19 protein-coding genes are annotated in these 18,103 nt (G+C 42.9%); 14 read left to right on the top strand and 5 right to left on the bottom strand.

The annotated features are described in order from the left end of the window. Positions 1-24 precede the first annotated feature (24 nt). Genes gspD through ACXJY6_RS13895 form a run of 11 tightly spaced genes read left to right on the top strand, consistent with a single transcriptional unit; the run spans position 25 to position 10,284 of the window. Positions 25-2,052: a type II secretion system secretin GspD gene (gene gspD, locus ACXJY6_RS13945; protein WP_456051555.1), complete on the top strand. Its 2,028-nt coding sequence runs from the start codon at positions 25-27 to the stop codon at positions 2,050-2,052. After that, positions 2,052-3,524, top strand: coding sequence for a type II secretion system ATPase GspE (gene gspE / locus ACXJY6_RS13940; RefSeq protein WP_456051556.1), 1,473 nt, complete (start codon positions 2,052-2,054; stop codon positions 3,522-3,524). The genes gspD and gspE overlap by 1 nt, the downstream gene beginning before the upstream one ends. Further along, positions 3,524-4,741 (top strand): type II secretion system inner membrane protein GspF, encoded by a 1,218-nt coding sequence (gene gspF / locus ACXJY6_RS13935; RefSeq protein ID WP_456051557.1) that lies wholly within the window; start codon positions 3,524-3,526, stop codon positions 4,739-4,741. The genes gspE and gspF overlap by 1 nt, the downstream gene beginning before the upstream one ends. Before the next feature lie 36 nt (positions 4,742-4,777). Continuing rightward, the gene (gspG, locus tag ACXJY6_RS13930) at positions 4,778-5,215 is read left to right on the top strand and encodes a type II secretion system major pseudopilin GspG (RefSeq protein WP_458768679.1); all 438 of its coding nucleotides are present in this window, start codon (positions 4,778-4,780) and stop codon (positions 5,213-5,215) included. A 24-nt stretch (positions 5,216-5,239) separates the two neighbouring features. Further along, positions 5,240-5,824 (top strand): type II secretion system minor pseudopilin GspH, encoded by a 585-nt coding sequence (gene gspH / locus ACXJY6_RS13925; RefSeq protein ID WP_456051559.1) that lies wholly within the window; start codon positions 5,240-5,242, stop codon positions 5,822-5,824. After that, positions 5,817-6,173, top strand: a complete 357-nt coding sequence (gene gspI / locus ACXJY6_RS13920; RefSeq protein ID WP_456051560.1) for a type II secretion system minor pseudopilin GspI — start codon at positions 5,817-5,819, stop codon at positions 6,171-6,173. Before gspH ends, gspI begins: the two co-directional genes overlap by 8 nt. Beyond that, complete coding sequence (gspJ, locus tag ACXJY6_RS13915; RefSeq protein ID WP_456051561.1) at positions 6,170-6,829, top strand: type II secretion system minor pseudopilin GspJ; 660 nt, start codon at positions 6,170-6,172, stop codon at positions 6,827-6,829. The genes gspI and gspJ overlap by 4 nt, the downstream gene beginning before the upstream one ends. Further along, positions 6,826-7,848: a type II secretion system minor pseudopilin GspK gene (gene gspK / locus ACXJY6_RS13910; protein WP_456051562.1), complete on the top strand. Its 1,023-nt coding sequence runs from the start codon at positions 6,826-6,828 to the stop codon at positions 7,846-7,848. Before gspJ ends, gspK begins: the two co-directional genes overlap by 4 nt. Then, a complete protein-coding gene (gene gspL, locus ACXJY6_RS13905; protein WP_458768678.1) occupies positions 7,817-9,022 on the top strand; it encodes a type II secretion system protein GspL in 1,206 nt (401 codons plus the stop codon). The genes gspK and gspL overlap by 32 nt, the downstream gene beginning before the upstream one ends. A gap of 2 nt (positions 9,023-9,024) precedes the next feature. Then, positions 9,025-9,513, top strand: coding sequence for a type II secretion system protein M (gene gspM / locus ACXJY6_RS13900; protein WP_456051564.1), 489 nt, complete (start codon positions 9,025-9,027; stop codon positions 9,511-9,513). A gap of 9 nt (positions 9,514-9,522) precedes the next feature. Beyond that, a complete protein-coding gene (locus ACXJY6_RS13895; RefSeq protein WP_456051565.1) occupies positions 9,523-10,284 on the top strand; it encodes a type II secretion system protein N in 762 nt (253 codons plus the stop codon). A gap of 45 nt (positions 10,285-10,329) precedes the next feature. Here the strand turns inward: ACXJY6_RS13895 and cysQ are convergent, their stop codons facing one another. The 4 genes from cysQ to ACXJY6_RS13875 all read right to left on the bottom strand — a co-directional run bounded on the left by cysQ (position 10,330) and on the right by ACXJY6_RS13875 (position 13,248). Next, a complete protein-coding gene (gene cysQ / locus ACXJY6_RS13890; RefSeq protein ID WP_456051566.1) occupies positions 10,330-11,151 on the bottom strand; it encodes a 3'(2'),5'-bisphosphate nucleotidase CysQ in 822 nt (273 codons plus the stop codon). A gap of 25 nt (positions 11,152-11,176) precedes the next feature. Beyond that, positions 11,177-11,722, bottom strand: coding sequence for an ADP compounds hydrolase NudE (gene nudE / locus ACXJY6_RS13885; protein ID WP_458768677.1), 546 nt, complete (start codon positions 11,720-11,722; stop codon positions 11,177-11,179). Between the two features lie 137 nt (positions 11,723-11,859). After that, positions 11,860-12,447: a Fe-S biogenesis protein NfuA gene (gene nfuA / locus ACXJY6_RS13880; RefSeq protein ID WP_456051568.1), complete on the bottom strand. Its 588-nt coding sequence runs from the start codon at positions 12,445-12,447 to the stop codon at positions 11,860-11,862. Positions 12,448-12,540: 93 nt separating this feature from the next. Next, complete coding sequence (locus ACXJY6_RS13875) at positions 12,541-13,248, bottom strand: phosphoribosyltransferase family protein (protein WP_456051569.1); 708 nt, start codon at positions 13,246-13,248, stop codon at positions 12,541-12,543. Between the two features lie 94 nt (positions 13,249-13,342). Here ACXJY6_RS13875 and bioH point away from each other — a divergent pair, with 94 nt between their 5' ends. Together bioH and ACXJY6_RS13865 are read left to right on the top strand one after the other, a co-directional pair. Then, complete coding sequence (gene bioH / locus ACXJY6_RS13870) at positions 13,343-14,101, top strand: pimeloyl-ACP methyl ester esterase BioH (RefSeq protein ID WP_458768691.1); 759 nt, start codon at positions 13,343-13,345, stop codon at positions 14,099-14,101. 158 nt (positions 14,102-14,259) lie between these two features. Further along, positions 14,260-14,730, top strand: a complete 471-nt coding sequence (locus ACXJY6_RS13865) for an ATP-dependent Lon protease (RefSeq protein WP_456051571.1) — start codon at positions 14,260-14,262, stop codon at positions 14,728-14,730. A gap of 52 nt (positions 14,731-14,782) precedes the next feature. On the opposite strand, the gene ACXJY6_RS13860 is transcribed toward ACXJY6_RS13865, so the two are convergent. Continuing rightward, a complete protein-coding gene (locus tag ACXJY6_RS13860) occupies positions 14,783-17,107 on the bottom strand; it encodes a Tex family protein (RefSeq protein ID WP_458768676.1) in 2,325 nt (774 codons plus the stop codon). Between the two features lie 496 nt (positions 17,108-17,603). On the opposite strand from ACXJY6_RS13860, the gene greB reads away from it, so the two are divergent. Then, positions 17,604-18,083 carry a transcription elongation factor GreB gene (gene greB, locus ACXJY6_RS13855; RefSeq protein ID WP_456051573.1) on the top strand — a complete coding sequence of 160 codons (480 nt, stop codon included), beginning with the start codon at positions 17,604-17,606 and terminating at the stop codon, positions 18,081-18,083. Positions 18,084-18,103: the final 20 nt, after the last annotated feature.

Here is an 18,103-nt window from a genome sequence, read left to right as displayed (position 1 = left end):
CATCGAGGGCTCGGGAGTAATAGCGTGAAGCATTGGTTAGTAAGAAATATTTGGCTATTAGGAAGTATGTTGCTTTCGCCGTTTGTTTTTGCAAATGAATATAATGTCAGTTTTAAAGGAACGGACATACAAGAGTTTATCAATATTGTTGGCCGCAACCTTGAGAAAACAGTGATTATCGATCCTGCAGTTCGCGGTAAAATCGATGTTCGCAGTTATGAACCATTGAATGAAGAACAGTATTACAGCTTCTTTTTAAATGTTCTTGAAGTCTATGGATTTGCCGTTATTGATATGGAAAACGGTATTCTTAAAGTCATTAAAGCTAAATCAGCAAAGACATCTGCCGTGCCTGTATTGGGGGATAGTGAAAACAGTGCTGGAGACAGCGTGATTACTCGTGTTGTTCCTGTACACAATGTTTCTGTTAAAGAGTTGTCTCCATTACTTCGACAATTGGTCGATAATGCCGGTGCTGGTAATGTTGTTCATTATGACCCTGCAAATATCATTTTAATCACAGGGCGTTCTGCCGTTGTTGACCGTTTAGTGAGCATTATCAAGAGAGTTGACCAAGCAGGAAATAAAGATATTGAGGTCATTCCTTTAAGGAATGCATCGGCCTCAGAAATTGTACGTATTGTTGATGCATTAAGTCGAACAACTGAAGCAAAGAATGCACCTGATCAATTACAACCTCAATTGGTCGCTGATGAACGAACTAATTCAATATTATTATCTGGTGAACCGAATGTTCGTAAACGTCTTTCTCGCTTGATTAGACAGCTCGATGTTGAGATGGCAAGCAAGAGTAATAATCAAGTTGTGTACCTTAAATATGCCAAAGCGGAAGAGTTGGTTGAAGTTCTAAAAGGGGTCGCGGAAAATGCAACGAAGGGTAAAAGCTCCGATGGAAAAACAACGTCAACCTCATCTCGAGACCAAGTTTTAATTAGTGCTCATGTTCCGACTAACTCATTAGTTCTAAATGCTCCACAAGATGTGATGAATGCGATGGTCAATGTGATTGATCAGCTCGATATTCGTCGCGCACAAGTATTGATCGAAGCCTTGATTGTTGAAATGACAGAAGGTGATGGCGTTAACTTAGGTGTGCAATGGGGATCGCTAGAATCTGGTTCTGTTGTTCAGTTCAATAATACGGCGACACCAATTGGTGAGGTTCTTGTCGGCTTAGAAGAAGCGGGCAATCAGACCGGAACGGGCACTTATTTTGATGATGATGGAAATATTCAAACCTACACCACAACCGAATCTGGCGATTACGACACTCTAGCTAGTGTGTTGTCTGCTGCTACGGGGTCTGCAGTAAGCGTCAGCCTTGGTGACTGGACATCATTAATTAGTGCTGTTGAAAGTAATTCGAACTCCAATATTTTATCTTCGCCTAGCATTACGGTTTTAGATAATGGAGAGGCATCTTTTGTTGTCGGCGAAGAAGTGCCTGTTATCACAGGTTCGACATCAAGTTCAGATAATTCCAATCCATTCCAAACCGTCGATCGCAAAGAAGTGGGAATTAAGCTAAAAGTCGTCCCGCAAATTAATGAAGGTGATTCAGTTCAGCTTGCTATTGAGCAAGAAGTCTCAGATGTGACAGCAGCTGACGGAGCGGTTGATGTTCGTTTTGCTAAGCGTCAATTAAATACAGAAGTGTTGGTCGATGATGGGCAGATGATAGTGTTGGGAGGCTTGATCAACGAAACCACACAAGAAAGTGTTTCAAAAGTCCCATTACTTGGAGATATTCCTTGGCTTGGAGCACTTTTCCGTTCGACATCTAATAAAGTCGAGAAAAGAAATCTGATGATTTTCCTTAAACCAACGATTATTCGAGATGGACTCACTGCTGATGGCATTACTCAGCGTAAATATAATTACATCCGTGCAGAGCAGCTTTATAAGTCGCAAGATGCGCTGAAGCTCCTGGGTGATGACAAGAAGCCAACAATATTACCTGAGTTTGGTCATGACATTCAGCATCCACCAGAAATTCAAGCTTTCTTAAACCAGTTTGATACGGAGTCTTAATGTCGGTGACGCAATTACCATTTAGTTTTGCGACTCGATTTAAGGTCGCTTATGAGCACAATAGCGATGGCCTATCTAAGCTTTATTTTATCGAGCCGATGTCTATTGATGCTCTCGTCGAAGCTAAACGAGTATTAAAATGTCAGTTTGAATTGGTCGCATTAGAAGGAGAGGAATTTGATACGAAGTTAACCCAATTGTATCAAAGAGACTCTTCAGAAACGCGTCAGTTAATGGAAGACTTAGGGTCGGATGATGACTTTTTCTCATTAGCAGAAGAGCTTCCGAACCACCAAGACCTACTCGACTCTGACGACGACGCGCCAATCATTAAATTGATTAATGCAATGCTAAGCGAGGCAATTAAAGAAGCGGCATCGGATATTCATATTGAGACGTTTGAAACGACATTGTCGATTCGTTTTCGAGTGGATGGAGTGCTGAGGGAGGTTCTAGCACCTAGCCGTAAATTAGCGCCTCTATTGGTATCTCGCGTCAAGGTCATGGCAAAACTGGATATTGCGGAAAAACGCATCCCGCAAGATGGTCGTATTTCTCTACGAATTGGTGGGCGAGCCGTTGATGTTCGTGTCTCAACCATGCCGTCATCTCATGGTGAGCGCGTGGTGATGCGTATTTTAGATAAAAATGCGACCCGTTTAGATTTGCACAGTTTAGGCATGACCGATGAAAACCACACTGCTTTTGTTAATCTAATCTCAAATCCACACGGGATTTTATTGGTAACTGGGCCGACAGGTTCGGGTAAATCCACAACGTTATACGCTGGACTGCAAGAGCTCGATCGCACAGAGAAAAACATTCTTACAGTTGAAGACCCTATCGAATTTGATATCGATGGCATAGGTCAAACTCAAGTTAACCCAAAAGTTGATATGACGTTTGCGAGAGGATTACGAGCAATTTTACGTCAAGATCCTGATGTTGTGATGGTCGGAGAAATTCGTGACCTTGAAACGGCGCAAATTGGTATTCAAGCTTCGTTGACTGGTCACTTAGTTATGTCGACCTTACACACCAATACGGCTATAGGCGCAATTACGCGTTTGAAGGATATGGGAATTGAGTCATTCCTTATTTCGTCTTCTGTCATTGGGGTACTCGCACAGCGTTTAGTGCGTGTATTGTGTTCAGAGTGCAAACAACCTTATGAAGCAACGCCTGAGCAGAAACAACTCTTCGGATTGGATCATAGCCACTCTTTAACGTTGCACCGAGCAACCGGATGTCCGCACTGCCTACACAAAGGTTACCGTGGTCGAACCGGTATCCATGAGTTATTGACGGTGGATGATAAGGTCAAAAACTTGATTCACACTGATGTGAGTGAACAAGAGATCGAAGATAGCATTCGCACCTATACTCCGAGTATACGTTCTGATGGCTTGCTAAAGGTACAACAAGGCATTACGACGCTTGAAGAAGTATTACGGGTGACTGAGGAGGCTTGATGGCAGTTTTTGAATATCAAGCTCTGGATGCTCGAGGCCGGAGCAAGAAAGGCTCTTTAGAAGGCGATAGTACCCGTCAAGCTAGACAAAAGCTTAAGGAGAAAGGGCTAACCGTTATCGAGGTTAAGCTGTCGCAGCAACGCAGTAAAAATAAAGATTCGGCGTTTTCATTTCGACGTGGAATTGGTGCGATGGATTTAGCATTAATTACGCGCCAGCTCTCTACTCTTTTGCAATCTGGAATGCCGATAGAATCGAGTTTGCAAGCTGTAGCAGAGCAAACCGAAAAAAATACGATTCGTAGTGTGATTACTTCAGTACGCTCCAAAGTCACGGAAGGCTATACACTGGGCGAAAGCCTTGGCGAGCAAGGTCATATTTTTGATGTTTTATATCGTTCGATGGTGGTGGCTGGAGAGCGTTCCGGTCATCTCGACTTGATCTTAGATCGTTTGGCGACTTACACCGAACATCGTCAGAAAATGAACAGTAAATTACTCCAAGCTCTGCTTTATCCGATCATACTTGTGGTGGTGGCGTTTGCAGTGGTCACATTCTTAGTATCGAGTGTTGTTCCTAAGTTGATCGAGCAATTCATTCATATGGGGCAAAAGCTCCCAGGCTCTACTGAAGCATTAATGACAATGAGCGGGTTTATGCAAGAGTGGGGGATCCTCGTCGCGATACTTACCTTTTCACTCGTTGTTGTGTTTCGGTATGCCATGCAAGTACCTAACTTTGCTTTCAAAGTACATCAACGTTTGCTGTTTTTCCCTCTATTAGGGAAGGTGATAAAAGGGCTGAATACTGCACGTTTTGCTCGTACTTTAGCCATCTGTTCGTCCAGTAATATTCCGATTTTAGATGGAATGATGGTTGCTCGGGATGTTGTCACCAATTTATATATGAAACAGAAAGTGCAGGAGGCGGCAGAGGCGGTTCGTGAAGGTATCAGTTTGCGTAAAGCCTTGCAATCGACGGGCTTGTTCCCACCAATGATGCTTCATATGATTGCCAGCGGAGAGCAGAGTGGCGAACTTGAAAAAATGCTAATAAATGCTGCTGATAATCAAGACAACCAGTTTGAATCGACTGTGAATATCGCGTTAGGTATTTTTACACCGGTGCTGATTACGTTAATGGCTGGGGTTGTGTTGTTTATTGTGATGGCAACACTAATGCCTATTTTAGAAATGAATAATTTAATGACTCGCTAATTGAGCGAGAGTCGTTTTTTTGAGGTTGGATTTAATATGAAAAGAAATAAACAAACGGGCTTTACGTTAATCGAAGTGATGGCTGTAATGGCGATTCTGGCCCTACTCGCTACCTTTGTACTGCCAAATGTGTTGGGGAATAAAGAGAGTGCCGATCAGGATAAAGCGTTAGCCGATATTGTTGCGATCGAAAATGCGCTTGATATGTATAAGCTCGACAATAGCGTTTACCCAAGCACAGACCAAGGCTTAGAAGCTCTAGTAACAAAACCAAATAATCCAGAACCTCGTAAATACCGTGAAGGGGGCTATATTAAGCGCCTTCCAAATGACCCATGGGGACGTGAGTATCAATATATTAGCCCTGGCAATCATGGTGTGATTGATATCTTTACATTAGGCGCTGATGGGGAAGAAGGTGGCGAAGAATCCAGTAAAGATATAGGGAACTGGAATTTATTGGACATTAATTAATTCAGTGAATCGAGCGACGATAATATGAAATCTCAACAGGGCTTTACATTAATTGAGGTGCTATTAGTTTTAGCCATCATTGCCCTAACTTCGTTTGTCGTCGTTATCAGTATACCTGCATCTGCTCAAGATGAAGCAGAGCAACAAGCTCGCCAGTTGTACCATCGGATCTCGTTAATACAAGATGAAGCATTGCTTAGTGGTCAAGAGTTTGCGGTTCAAGTCAGTGCTGAACAAGATAAGTTAACACTTCTTGGGATGACTCAGTCAGGTTGGAAGCCTCTTGAGTGGGCAAAAATGAAGAGTGAAATCGCCATCGCCGATAATGTTGTTCTCGATTTTTCTCTCGCCTCTGGTGTCTGGAAAGACAACGACCGTCTATATATTCCTCAATCATTCGATAGTGATACCTCTTTATTTGAAGAAGAGAAGGAAAGTGATGAAGAACCTAAATTTGACCCACAGATCCTAATTATGTCGAGTGGTGAGATCACGGCGTTCTCCTTACGTTTTGAGGAAAAAAATAATAAAAGTAGTGGTTGGATTACTCATGTTTCGGAAAATGGAACGTTAAAGCTGACGGCGATTTCCGAGGTCTCTGATGAATAAACATCGAGGCATGACACTTTTAGAAGTGATGCTGGCTTTGGCGATATTCGCAACGGCATCATTAAGTGTTATTAAAGCGGTCAGTCAGCAAGTTGATTCGATCTCCTATATGGAAGAGAAGAGTTTTGCTAGTTGGGTAGCAGATAATCAAATAGCTTTGGTTATGCTCTCTGGGGCAACAGTAGAGACTAAGTCAGGCAAAGAAGAGTTAGCTGGCGTGACTTGGTACTGGACACTAAAACCAGTCGAAACGGAAAGCAGTTTATTGGCAGCGTTCGATGTCGAGGTCTCTCGTAAAGAAGGCGGAGAGCCTCTTATCTCTGTTCGAACCTATCAGGAACCACAATGATGAAATATTCTAAATCATCATTCAGCGCTTCTCGGTCTCAACGAGGTTTCACTTTGATTGAAGTGATGGTTTCTTTGGTTATATTTGTCGGGCTGAGTTTCGGGGTATATCAAGTTCTCAATCAGGTTCAGCGAAGTGAATTAATGACTCGTGAATCCACATCTCGACTCAATCAATTACAAAAAGCAATATTGATTATGGATGCGGATTTTCGCCAAATGGCCCGACGTCCATTCCGGAATAATGGTGGCAGCGCCAGTGAATATTGGCTGTTGTGGCAAGATTATTTATTTGACTCTGACAGTAAGGGGATACTATTTACCCGCTTAGGTTGGTCAAACCCAAATTATCAGTTCCCACGCGGTGAAGTCGTTAAAGTTGGGTATAAAATTGTAAACAAACAATTGCAAAGAGTGTGGTGGCGCTATCCGGATACAGCCGCTGGTGATAATGGAGTGGTATCTCCATTGCTCGATGGTGTCATTTCGATGTCGGCAAAATTTTATTATCAAGATCAGTGGTTAGATAATTGGGAAGTTGAAAGTGCATTGCCAGAAGGAATTGCATTAAAGCTGGAACTCGAGGACTTTGGTGAGATCAGTCGCATATACTTGTTGCCTGAGCAGCCAGAGGAAGAAGACGGTGAGCTTGAATGATGAAAGGTCCCCGTAAACAGTCTGGTGTTGCATTAATTATTGTTTTGTTGGCATTGTCATTAATGGTGTCGCTAGCCGCTGTTATTGCTGAAAATGTATTTACTCAATTCCAGCGAGCAACTCAACGAGAACACTATCAGCAAGCTTATTGGTATGCTATTGGCGTCGAATCACTCGCCAAAGTGGTGATAAAACAGAGTTTTGAAGATGATAGTGATACCACAAACTTGAGTCAGGCTTGGGCCTCTGAGGAACAAATCTATCCATTGGATTATGGTACGGTCGTCGGGCGAATTTATGATCGCCAAGCTTGTTTTAATATGAATGTGTTTGCAAATGCCGCTTTAACCAGTGATGGGAGTGAGCGCACTTTTCTTATTGATGTTTTTTCTCGTTTGCTAGACTTACAAGAGCTTGATAATTATGAAGCGGAAGTGATAGCGGGATCGTTAAGTGAGTATCTTGATAGTGATGACAACGTTGATGTGACCGATGGTGTCGAAGACAGTTACTATGAATCGCTTACTCCCAGTTATTTACCCCCAGATGGTGAGATTGCTGATACGAGTGAATTGAGAGCAGTACAGCAAATGACGAGCCCTGCTTTGACAGCGATGAAATCCGTTGTTTGTGCATTACCAACAACAGACTGGCTTCTTAATATTAATACGTTATCAGAGCAGCAAGCGCCATTGTTGGTTGCATTGTTTAGTCCTTATTTAAGTTTGTCTAATGCAGAAACGTTAATTTCATCTCGTCCTTATGATGGTTGGGCTGATGTTGAAAGCTTTTATACTGAGTCTCAAATAGCATCTATTGATGAATCGACGTTAGATGACGCAGAAAGATATTTAGACGTCGTGAGCAACTATTACGAACTGGACGCAGCTGTGACTGTAGAAAAGTCACAAGTACGTATACGGACGCTATTTTACAGTCCAGATGAATCGAATACTTGGGTGGTTCGCCGCCAATTTGGAGGAATGCGTGAACAACACTCTGATCATCCGGATCAGTAACCAAGAAGGAGCGAGTGCTCCGTGGTGGATCTGGAGTGAGTCTGAACAGCGAAATATAGAATCAGGAGAATTACCGACTTGGTATGATCTTCCTGATTTACCAGAACATGCCTTATCGCTTAATGCGTTGATATTAATCGATTCGGCTGATCTTATGCTGAAGCAGATTGAACTGCCGAAAGGGAGCGGGCGTCATTTAGATAAAATGTTGCCATTTTTGGTTGAAGAAGACATCGCACAAGATATTGAATCGCTCCACCTAACGGTTCTACATAAGCAGGGAAATAAAGCCTTAGTTTCTGGGATTGATGCTCAGTGGTTACGTGATTTATGCCAACTGTGTCGTGAGAATAACGTGGATGTAGCTCGTGTTATTCCTGATGTGCTGGTGTTACCAGACTCGGATAGCGTTATGTTAATGGCTTGGCAGCAACAGTGGCTTGTTCGAGATGGAATGAATGCGGCTTATGTCCTCGAAGATTCTTGGCTAAGCAGTGTTATTCAGACTGACTGGCAGCCAAATCAGCGAGCTGTGACTTTGCTTAGTCCCAATTCGGCGGATAACATCGTTGGAGTTGATGATTGGCAGAGGTTGGTTATTGAAAGTCCTGAAGTGTTACTTAGCCAAGGCGCTATGGCTTCACGTTTTACCCTGCTTAGCGGTGAGTTTAAATTAAAAAAAGGCGGCAGTGCTCGATGGAACGTATGGCGAAAAGTGTTATTTGCTAGTGTGTTTTTATTCGCTCTCTATTGCGCTCAAATTATCTTTACGGTTCAATCGCAAAAAACAGAACGCATGTCAATTCGTGCAGAGAGTGAACGTATTTTTCGTTCGGTTTTTCCTGATAAACAACGTATTCCAACATTGAGTTATCTGACGGGGCAATTGGATAACGAAGTTGCACGTTTAAGTGGTGGAAATAGTCAAAATAGTATTTTGGTATTACTTGATGAGTTGAGTAAACAAATATCCGAAATAGATGGAATTCAACTGAATCGTCTGAACTATGATGAAAGTCGTGGTGAGATTCGAATTGACCTTCAAGGTGTTGATTTTCAACATTTTGAACAAGCAAAAAATAAGTTAAGTACAGACTTTGATGTTGAATCTGGGCCTTTAAATCGAAATGGTGAGTTAGTACTTGGCTCATTTACATTGAAGCGAGGGCAATAATCATGAAAGACACTATGGTTAGGCTACGCTCTTGGTGGTCTCAAATTTCTAGCCGTGAGAGATGGTTAGTGGGGACACTGGCAGGACTTGGGCTATTGGTTCTGTTTGTTTTTGGTTTTTGGCAACCGATGAATCAAAGTCTTGTTTCGAGTAAGCAAGCACTCGAACGAGAAAAATCGGTCCTTCAAACCGTGATGACACAATCAAATAGGATTGAGTCGTTAAGAAAAGAAAAAGGGATTGAAAGTACGAGTCAAGAGCCATTAAATCAGGTAATTGCTGCATCAAGTAAGAAATTAAACATCTCTTTGATCCGAATTCAACCTCGAGATCAAGAACTGCAAGTGTGGGTAGAGCCACTTCGGTTTGACACGTTACTTGATTGGATTAATACGTTAGATCGTAATTTTGGCATTCAAGTCGTTGCTTTAGATATTGAGCGATCAGATAAGCCTGGAATGGTTGACGTTCGCCGGCTTCAATTTCGATAAGGGTAGGTAGTGAAAACTAAGCTGTTAGTATTTATATGTTTATTGATTGTTGGCTTGTTAAGTGCGGTTGTCCATATGCCGGCCACGACATTGATACATTGGGCTCGATTGCCGACTAATGTCACTTTGCATGGTGTGAGCGGAACTTTGCTACACGGCCAGGTTGATCGTATGACGGTTAACTCAATCGACTTAGGGAAAGTTAGGTGGCAAGCAAAACCGAGCAGTTTACTCCTTGGGCAGCTTGGGGCTGATGTGCGTTTTGGTGAGCAAAGCACAACTCAAATACGTGGTAAAGGCTTGATCGGGTTATCACTGTCTACGTTACACCTCAAACAGTTTTCAGTATTGCTCCCCGTTTCCGAACTTTCTCCTTATATTTCACCCGAGATACCCGTCGAAATTGCGGGAAATCTATCGCTGTTCTTGGATGAATACCAGCATGACGGCTCAGGCTTTTGTCGCGAATTAATCGGAGAGGCAAACTGGCAAAATACCCACCTTTCTATTATGTCGACACCGCTGTTACTTGGTGGGGTTAGCGCTGAGTTGAGTTGTGACCAGAATCAATTGATAGCTCAACCGAAACAAGAGAGTGAACAAGTAAGCAGTGAGTTCAATGTACGTCTAACGGCACCAAATCAGTACTCTGTATCTGGTTGGCTTCATCCAAATACCGAGTTTCCTCTAGAATTTATGCCACAACTTACTTGGTTGATTGAGCCTGATGAGAATAATCGTTACCCAATAAAATTAAGTGGACGTTGGTAGTCCACTTAATGCATTAAATGAGGGTTATTATTGAGTGAGTTGGAATTAGCGTTTATCGACTAAAATCTCATCCCAAGGTAAGCTTTTATCACCAAGAACGATAAAATTCGGATTCTCTAACGACTCTCGTAAATTGTACGAAAGAGCGGCAAGTTCCGTGCTTAGAATTTGCCCACCTGCAGCTTCAACAATGCATTGGGTTGCGGCGGTATCCCACTCACCTGTTGGTCCAAGTCTTAGGTAGCAATCTGCGGCTCCTTCTGCGACCAAACAAGCTTTCAACGCTGCGGATCCCAGCGGCACTAAATCATAATCCCAATTTGTACTTAAGCGACTCGTGATTGAGTTGATATTCTGGCGACGACTAGTAGCAATCGAGATAGGCTGCTTTAATGATTGGTGCTGATGGATTCCAATTTCAAACTTTTCATTGTTCTCTAAAATTTTCCATGCGCCATACCCTTGATAAGCATAATAAGTGACGCCCGACGTTGGGCCAAAAACGACGCCCATAACAGGGTGGTTATCTTGAACTAATGCAATAATGGTCGCAAAATCGCCGCTACGAGCAATAAACTCTTGAGTTCCATCTAGTGGGTCGACTAACCAATATGTCGACCATTGAGAACGTTTCTCTAGGCTGATATCGGCGGCTTCTTCAGACAACACTGGAATATCAGGTGTAAGGGCTGAGAGTCGATCATAGATGACGTGATGTGCGGCAATATCAGCGCAAGTTACGGGGGTCGAATCATCTTTTATGAAAGCATCGTAGGTACGGTTTTGATAGTGTTCTAGGATTACAGCCCCGGCTTCTCGAGCAATCTCAATGACTTCAGGGAGTAACGAAGATAAGTCTTTTGTCATGGTTGCTTTCCTTTATTATTATTTTTTATTGCAAATGACGTAGAGTCAGCATGAGCGCTAAAATCGTTCGAGCTTCGCAAAAGTCGAGATGAGTAAGCAATTCTTCGGCTTGTGATAGTGGCCAACGTACCAGCTCTAGAGGCTCGGGTTCGTCACCTTCCAGTTGTTCTGGGTAAAGATCTTGAGCAATGAATAGAGTCATACGACTGGAAAAGTATGAGGGGGCTAGAACGACTTCTTTTAGAAATGTTAATTGATGACTGCCAAAGCCAACTTCTTCTTTGAGTTCTCGATTTGCAGCTTGCTCAGGGGATTCACCAGCGTCAATGAGGCCTTTGGGAAAGCCCAGTTCATAGCGCTCAGTACCGGCTGCATACTCTCGCACTAAAAGCAGATCACCTTGTGAAGTAATAGGCACCATCATGACGGCATTTCGTCCACTAGGTTTCATTCTTTCATAGGTTCGTTGTTCACCATTGGAAAAGCGTAAATCCATTGCTTCGATGGAAAAAAGTTGCGATGAAGCAACCGTTTGAATATTTAGAATCTCAGGATTTTTTTTGATCGACATGGCCGCTTCCCTAAGCTTTAACGTTACTCTAACTATATGAAAAAAAACGTGGGATTGGAAAGTTTTGTACAGAGAGTTATGTAATTAAAGGTTACATAATCGAATGTTAAACACTCGATTATGTAAAGTGAGAAAGATTAATAGAACGAATGATCACCACGAGCATGTTCTGTTGCATCACGAACAGCGGTTAATTCACCTTCAAATTGAGCCAGGAGTTCTTTTTCAACACCATCTTTTAACGTTACATCAACCATCGAACATCCGTTACAACCGCCGCCAAATTGGATCAATGCGATACCATCTTCGGTGATGTCGATTAATTCGATGTGACCACCATGGCTGGCTAATTGTGGGTTAACTTGAGTCTGAATTGCATACTCAAGTCGCTCCATCAAGGATGCATCATCTGACACTTTACGCATTTTTGCATTTGGCGCTTTAAGTGTAAGTTGAGAACCCATTTTATCGGTGACATAGTCAATCATTGCATCTTCTAGAAATGGAAGACTGAGTTCATCTATGTAAGCAGAAAAAGCATCATAAGTGATTTCAGTATCTGTAGCTTCAACCGCATCGGTTGGGCAATATGAAACACCACATTCTGCGTTTGGAGTTCCTGGGTTCACGACAAACACTCGGATATTGGTGCCATCCGGTTGTTGTGCGAGTAGTTTAGAAAAATGTTCTTGAGCATTTTCAGTAATTGTAATTGAATTTGACACGACGAGTACCTGAGTATTTATGTAGGCTATTGCGGTTATTTTACTCTTGTGGCGATATGAATCCAGTTCTTTCTCTATCTGAATTAGAAAGTGTTAATCAAGTCCGTTACTCGCAGTTCGACATAAGCAATAGATATCTACTCGCTTGATACCAGCATCCAATAGCAAATTGCACAATTGATTGACCGTACTTCCCGTGGTGACCACATCGTCGCAAATCGCAATATGTTCACATGAACGGAGTTGGTGGGGTTGTAAGACAAAAGCGCGTTTCATATTTTGTTGCCGTTGACGACGATTTAAGCCTCTTTGGAACGGCGTGGCTTTTATACGCTTGAATATATTTGGTTGATAATGGGTATTTAACTGGCTTGCCATTCGACTGGCCATTAATTCACTTTGATTAAAGCCACGATGCCACCGACGTCGCCAATGAAGTGGAACTGAAGTTATCATTTCAGGTATGTCGTCAATGATTGGTACGAGCTTATTAACCAAGCGAGGCAGACGCCAATCTTGTCGTTGATATTTTATCTTGTGTATTTCCTGACTTATAGGGAATTGATAATCACCTAAGCAGTATAGGCGTTGCCAATTGGGAGGGTGGGAGAGACACTCGCCACAATGAGGTTGGCTTTTGGGTAATGGTAAACCACAGCATTGGCAGCATGGCGGAAAAAGGAAGTGACGACTGCAGTAGTTGCACCATACTTCTTCATCTAGATTGAGTGGTAATTCACAGGTGTTACATAATCGGTGCAGATAAGGAGTGATGGCATTTTTTAGTTTCTCGGCTAACATAGCAAATTGGTTTTTTCAGGTTAATACACTCCAGTGTCTCAGTTGATACGATGTTTAGGGTTGGCAAAAAGTGGTAGAAAATTCGAGCAAGCAGATAAAATTACATTGGCAAGTATCCGGTAATGGAAGCGATATTGTCCTTGTCCATGGTTGGGGGATGAACGGCGCAGTTTGGAATAAAACGGTTGAGCAGTTACAAGACCATCACCGAGTTCATGTAGTGGACCTACCCGGCTATGGGCATAGTGCGCATTGTGATGCAGAAACACTGGAAGAGATAGCGTCGCAACTTATTGAACTAGCGCCAAAGAATGCGATCTGGATTGGGTGGTCATTGGGTGGATTAGTGGCAACGTATATGGCGCTGTACCACAAGGAATATGTGAGTAAATTAATCACGGTTGCGAGTTCACCTAAGTTTTCAGCAGATAAACCGTGGCGTGGTATTCAGTCGCAGGTTTTGATTGATTTTACGGATCAGTTACTGAGTGACTTCCAATTAACAATTGAGCGTTTTATGGCGTTGCAAGCAATGGGGAGTCCTACCGCTAGGCAAGATGTAAAATCGTTAAAACAAGCGGTACTCTCTCGTCCGGAACCGAATTTAAAGTCGTTAGTCGCAGGGTTATCGTTGTTGGCAGAAGAAGATCTTCGCCCAAAATTAATGGAAATATCAGTGCCATTTCTTCGGCTCTATGGCCGTTTAGATGGGTTAGTCCCGATTAAAGTCGCCAGTGATATGGATTCTCTGGCGAGCGCGAGTCATAAATATATTTTCACTGGCTCCTCTCACGCCCCTTTTATTACCGAGGGTGAAGAGTTTTGCCAGCAGGTACTTCAGTTTTGTCGCTAGAGGCGTTTTTGTATCATGAAGCTGAAATGCCACCTGGGTGAGGAAAAAATAGACAATTAGGACTAAAATTAAACAATCATGGGTCGATATAGTATTTACTCTAGCGTTTCTGTGTGATTTGTTAGAAGTCTAGGTAGGGTGTCGAGGAGGTTCCGATTATGATTGTGTCAGCAAATAATATGAGTGTGCCACTTATTGCGCCTTCTGTTAATGTGCAAACAGAACAAGCTGCCCGAGATAATCGAACTCGCGAACCAATTGCTCCGACAACTCAATTGCAGAAAACCAATGCAGAACGTAAGGTAAAACCAGAAGATAAACGACGTAAAAGTGCCGCGTGGGATCCCGCTGAACATCCTGAGTATGATATTGAGGGTGACGCTGATATTGCTACCTCTGAGCAGCAAGTTGAAAAAAGTGAATTGGATCGACTGTTCGATTTATTAGCGCTTTCTTCTTACAGTGAAGAGCAAGGTACTGGTTATACGATTCGGTTTCGACTTCCTAAGCACATTATTGATGAAGCGATCACGCAGGGGCGAATGGCCCGTCGTCGGACAGTGATTAAATATCACTATGGTCAAGCAGTATGTCCTCATACTCCATCAGAGGTGCTTGCCGTTTTATAAAGACAACGACAAGCACATTTTGCTAACCCACCCAATAACGCTGGTGGGTTTTTTATCGCTTGGCTTTGGCAAAAGCGGCTGCAAATGCACCACCCATAGCGCCATTTTCTGCTGGTGTGGATCGAGGCTTCTGTTGAGAGCTTCTTTGAGAGTTTTGGCGATGTTCCTTTGGCGCGCTAGAGCGAGATCGAGACTCTTGTCCAGGTTCATCACTTAGCCGCATCGTCAGGCTAATTCGTTTGCGCTGCGCATCCACTTCCATCACTTTCACCTTAACAATGTCTCCCGCTTTGACCACTTCTCGTGGGTCTGAGACGTAATGGTCGGTAAGTGCCGAGATATGAACTAAACCATCTTGGTGGACGCCGATGTCAATAAATGCACCAAAGTTGGCGACGTTAGATACAACACCTTCCAAAACCATTCCTACCTCAAGATCAGACACTTCGGTGACACCTTCTGCAAAAGTAGCGGTTTTGAATTCTGGACGAGGATCGCGCCCGGGTTTGTCGAGTTCCTTGATGATGTCGCTGATGGTTGGAATACCGAAATTGTCATCAGTGTAATCGACAGCTTTTAAATTTCTCAGAAAGTCACTGTTGCCGATTAACGTATCAATTTTTTTCTGATTCTTTTCCGCAATAGATTTCACAACCGGGTAGGCTTCTGGGTGCACTGCTGAGGCATCTAAAGGGTTTTTTCCACCCATGATCCGAAGGAAACCGGCACACTGCTCAAAAGCTTTTGGCCCTAAGCGAGCGACTTTCTTCAACGTAGTGCGTGAATTAAATCGACCATTCTCATCACGGTAGTTAACGATATTTTGCGCCAACACAGTGGAAAGCCCTGCAACGCGCGTTAGAAGTGCTGCAGAAGCGGTGTTTACATCGACACCCACGGCGTTAACACAGTCTTCAACAATCGCATCGAGACGCTTTGCTAGCATGGATTGATTGACGTCGTGCTGGTATTGGCCAACACCAATCGACTTCGGATCAATCTTAACCAATTCAGCAAGTGGATCTTGTAAGCGGCGAGCAATCGAAACCGCGCCACGGAGTGACACATCCATATCAGGGAATTCGTTTGCAGCTAACTCTGAAGCGGAGTATACCGATGCACCCGCTTCGCTAACAACTACTTTTTGAACCTTTAAGTTGCCGCGTTTAATTAAATCTGCTGCAAAGTTATCGCTTTCACGTGAGGCGGTACCGTTACCAATCGCGATTAAATCTACGTTGTGTTTGCGGATAAGGGAATCAATGATTTGCATTGAGCGATCGTATTGCTTTTGTGGCTGATGAGGGTAAATAACACCGGTGTCCAATACCTTACCTGTGGCATCAACGACCGCTATCTTACAACCGGTACGCAAACCAGGGTCGAGCCCTAATGTTGCGCGTGGTCCAGCAGGGGCGGCCATTAATAAGTCTTTTAGGTTGGTGGCAAAAACGTCAATTGCTTCGATTTCAGAACGCTCTTTTAGCAAGCCCATTAATTCGGTTTCCATGTGCATTGAAACCTTGATTCGCCATGCCCAACTGATCACTTGCTTACGCCATTTGTCAGCAGGCGCTTGACTTAAATGCAGGCCGTAATGTTGTGCAATAATGGTTTCGCAATAAGACTCTCGTATTCCTTCATCTTGAGCGGGATCAGCATTGAGGTTTATCGATAGAAACCCTTCGTTGCGACCTCGCAGCATCGCTAAAGCACGATGTGATGGTGCTTTGCTGATTGGCTCTTGATGCTCAAAGTAATCTTTGAACTTTTCACCGGCTTGCTCTTTCCCTGTAATCACTCGTGACACAATATGTGCATTGCGATTTAAATGATGGCGAACCTTTTCTAGCAAGTTTGCATCTTCAGCGATGCGCTCCATGATGATGACTCGAGCACCATCTAGCGCGGCTTTGGTGTCATTGATGTTATGTTCGCTATTGAGGTATTTCTGAGCTTCAGCTTCGGGTTCACAATCAGCTTGTTCCCACAAACGATCGGCAAGTGGTTCGAGTCCCGCTTCTATTGCGATTTGCCCTTTGGTTCGGCGTTTGGGTTTGTAGGGTAGATAGAGATCTTCAAGGCGTGTTTTACTGTCGGCGTTTTCTATATCTTTAGTGAGCTCGGTTGTGAGTTTGCCTTGTTCATCAATTGACTTAAGGATAGTTTGACGACGTTCGTCCAGCTCTCGCAGGTAGGAGAGACGACTGTCTAAATTACGCAACTGTGTATCATCTAAGCCACCAGTGACTTCCTTCCGATAACGAGCGATAAAAGGAACGGTATTACCATCATCAATTAGGCCAACAGCCGCGGTGACTTGCTCTAGGCGCACGTTGAGTTCATTGGCAATTAGTGTGGTGATAGCTTGGCTCATTCTTGGTTTCTCTTGTTTAATTCGATGATTGTATTGACGATCATCGAATTGTTATTAGGGGATAATTACTGAGGTTTATTCTGGTGTGTACTGTTTTGTAAAAAATGGTATTCACACACCATTCTCTCATCTTTAGGCATCATAACGGTAAACTCGTCATCTTTTTAACCTTTCTACCACTGTTGGCAAGGTAGTGATTAGTGTATTGATATTCGTCCGAGAAAATTGTCATACTATTGCATTGTGTTCAAAAAGAACGTGACCACAATTCTATGTGATTCCCTCATAATATCTAGTATCTTATTATTTTATTTGAAAAAAATCGTTTCTTTCTACCCAAAAATGATGCGCTCTTCTTCACCAGACTTATATATTGTAATCAATTGGGGCTTAGGCAAATTAGCAGTATAGTCTTATCCGATACAAATAAGTCAGTTTAGCGGTAGAATAGGTTAAAAAGACATTACAGTTCTTATAGATAAGTTGGATAGTTGACGTGAAAACCAAGCTGATAACCCGAGAAGGCTACGACAAATTAAAAGCAGAACATGACTATTTATGGAATGAAAAACGTCCAGAAATAACAAAAATAGTTACTTGGGCTGCAGGTTTAGGCGATCGTTCAGAGAATGCAGATTACACATTTAATAAGCGTTTACTCAGACAAATAGACCGGCGCGTTCGGTTTTTAAGAAAATTCTTACCGGAGGTGACTATTGTCGATTATTCACCTCAGCAAGAGGGTAAAGTGTTTTTTGGAGCATGGGTAGAGATCGAAAATGATGCTGGTGATAGTAAAAAATTTCGTATCGTTGGCCCTGAAGAGATTTATGGCGATGCAAAAGACTACATTTCTATTGATTCGCCGATGGCAAGAGCATTGCTAAAGAAAGAAGTCGACGATGAGTTTACTGTAATGACACCTGACGGAGAAAAAGAATGGTTCATTAACTCAATTGAATATTGTCAAACATAAAGCCGATGATTCGGCTTTCT

This window comes from Vibrio phycocola (genome assembly GCF_054404255.1).
Note: the sequence above shows the minus strand (reverse complement) of the source record. Positions and strands in the feature narration are given on the sequence as shown.

Bases quoted from the DNA above. Each gene is read 5' to 3' on its own strand.
- gspJ (WP_456051561.1), top strand. From the start codon at position 6,170: ATGATGAAATATTCTAAATCATCATTCAGCGCTTCTCGGTCTCAACGA.
- gspF (WP_456051557.1), top strand. From the start codon at position 3,524: ATGGCAGTTTTTGAATATCAAGCTCTGGATGCTCGAGGCCGGAGCAAG.
- gspI (WP_456051560.1), top strand. From the start codon at position 5,817: ATGAATAAACATCGAGGCATGACACTTTTAGAAGTGATGCTGGCTTTG.
- cysQ (WP_456051566.1), bottom strand. From the start codon at position 11,151: ATGACAAAAGACTTATCTTCGTTACTCCCTGAAGTCATTGAGATTGCT.
- gspK (WP_456051562.1), top strand. From the start codon at position 6,826: ATGATGAAAGGTCCCCGTAAACAGTCTGGTGTTGCATTAATTATTGTT.
- ACXJY6_RS13860 (WP_458768676.1), bottom strand. From the start codon at position 17,107: ATGAGCCAAGCTATCACCACACTAATTGCCAATGAACTCAACGTGCGC.
- gspE (WP_456051556.1), top strand. From the start codon at position 2,052: ATGTCGGTGACGCAATTACCATTTAGTTTTGCGACTCGATTTAAGGTC.
- gspM (WP_456051564.1), top strand. From the start codon at position 9,025: ATGAAAGACACTATGGTTAGGCTACGCTCTTGGTGGTCTCAAATTTCT.
- ACXJY6_RS13875 (WP_456051569.1), bottom strand. From the start codon at position 13,248: ATGTTAGCCGAGAAACTAAAAAATGCCATCACTCCTTATCTGCACCGA.
- gspG (WP_458768679.1), top strand. From the start codon at position 4,778: ATGAAAAGAAATAAACAAACGGGCTTTACGTTAATCGAAGTGATGGCT.
- gspH (WP_456051559.1), top strand. From the start codon at position 5,240: ATGAAATCTCAACAGGGCTTTACATTAATTGAGGTGCTATTAGTTTTA.
- nudE (WP_458768677.1), bottom strand. From the start codon at position 11,722: ATGTCGATCAAAAAAAATCCTGAGATTCTAAATATTCAAACGGTTGCT.
- ACXJY6_RS13865 (WP_456051571.1), top strand. From the start codon at position 14,260: ATGATTGTGTCAGCAAATAATATGAGTGTGCCACTTATTGCGCCTTCT.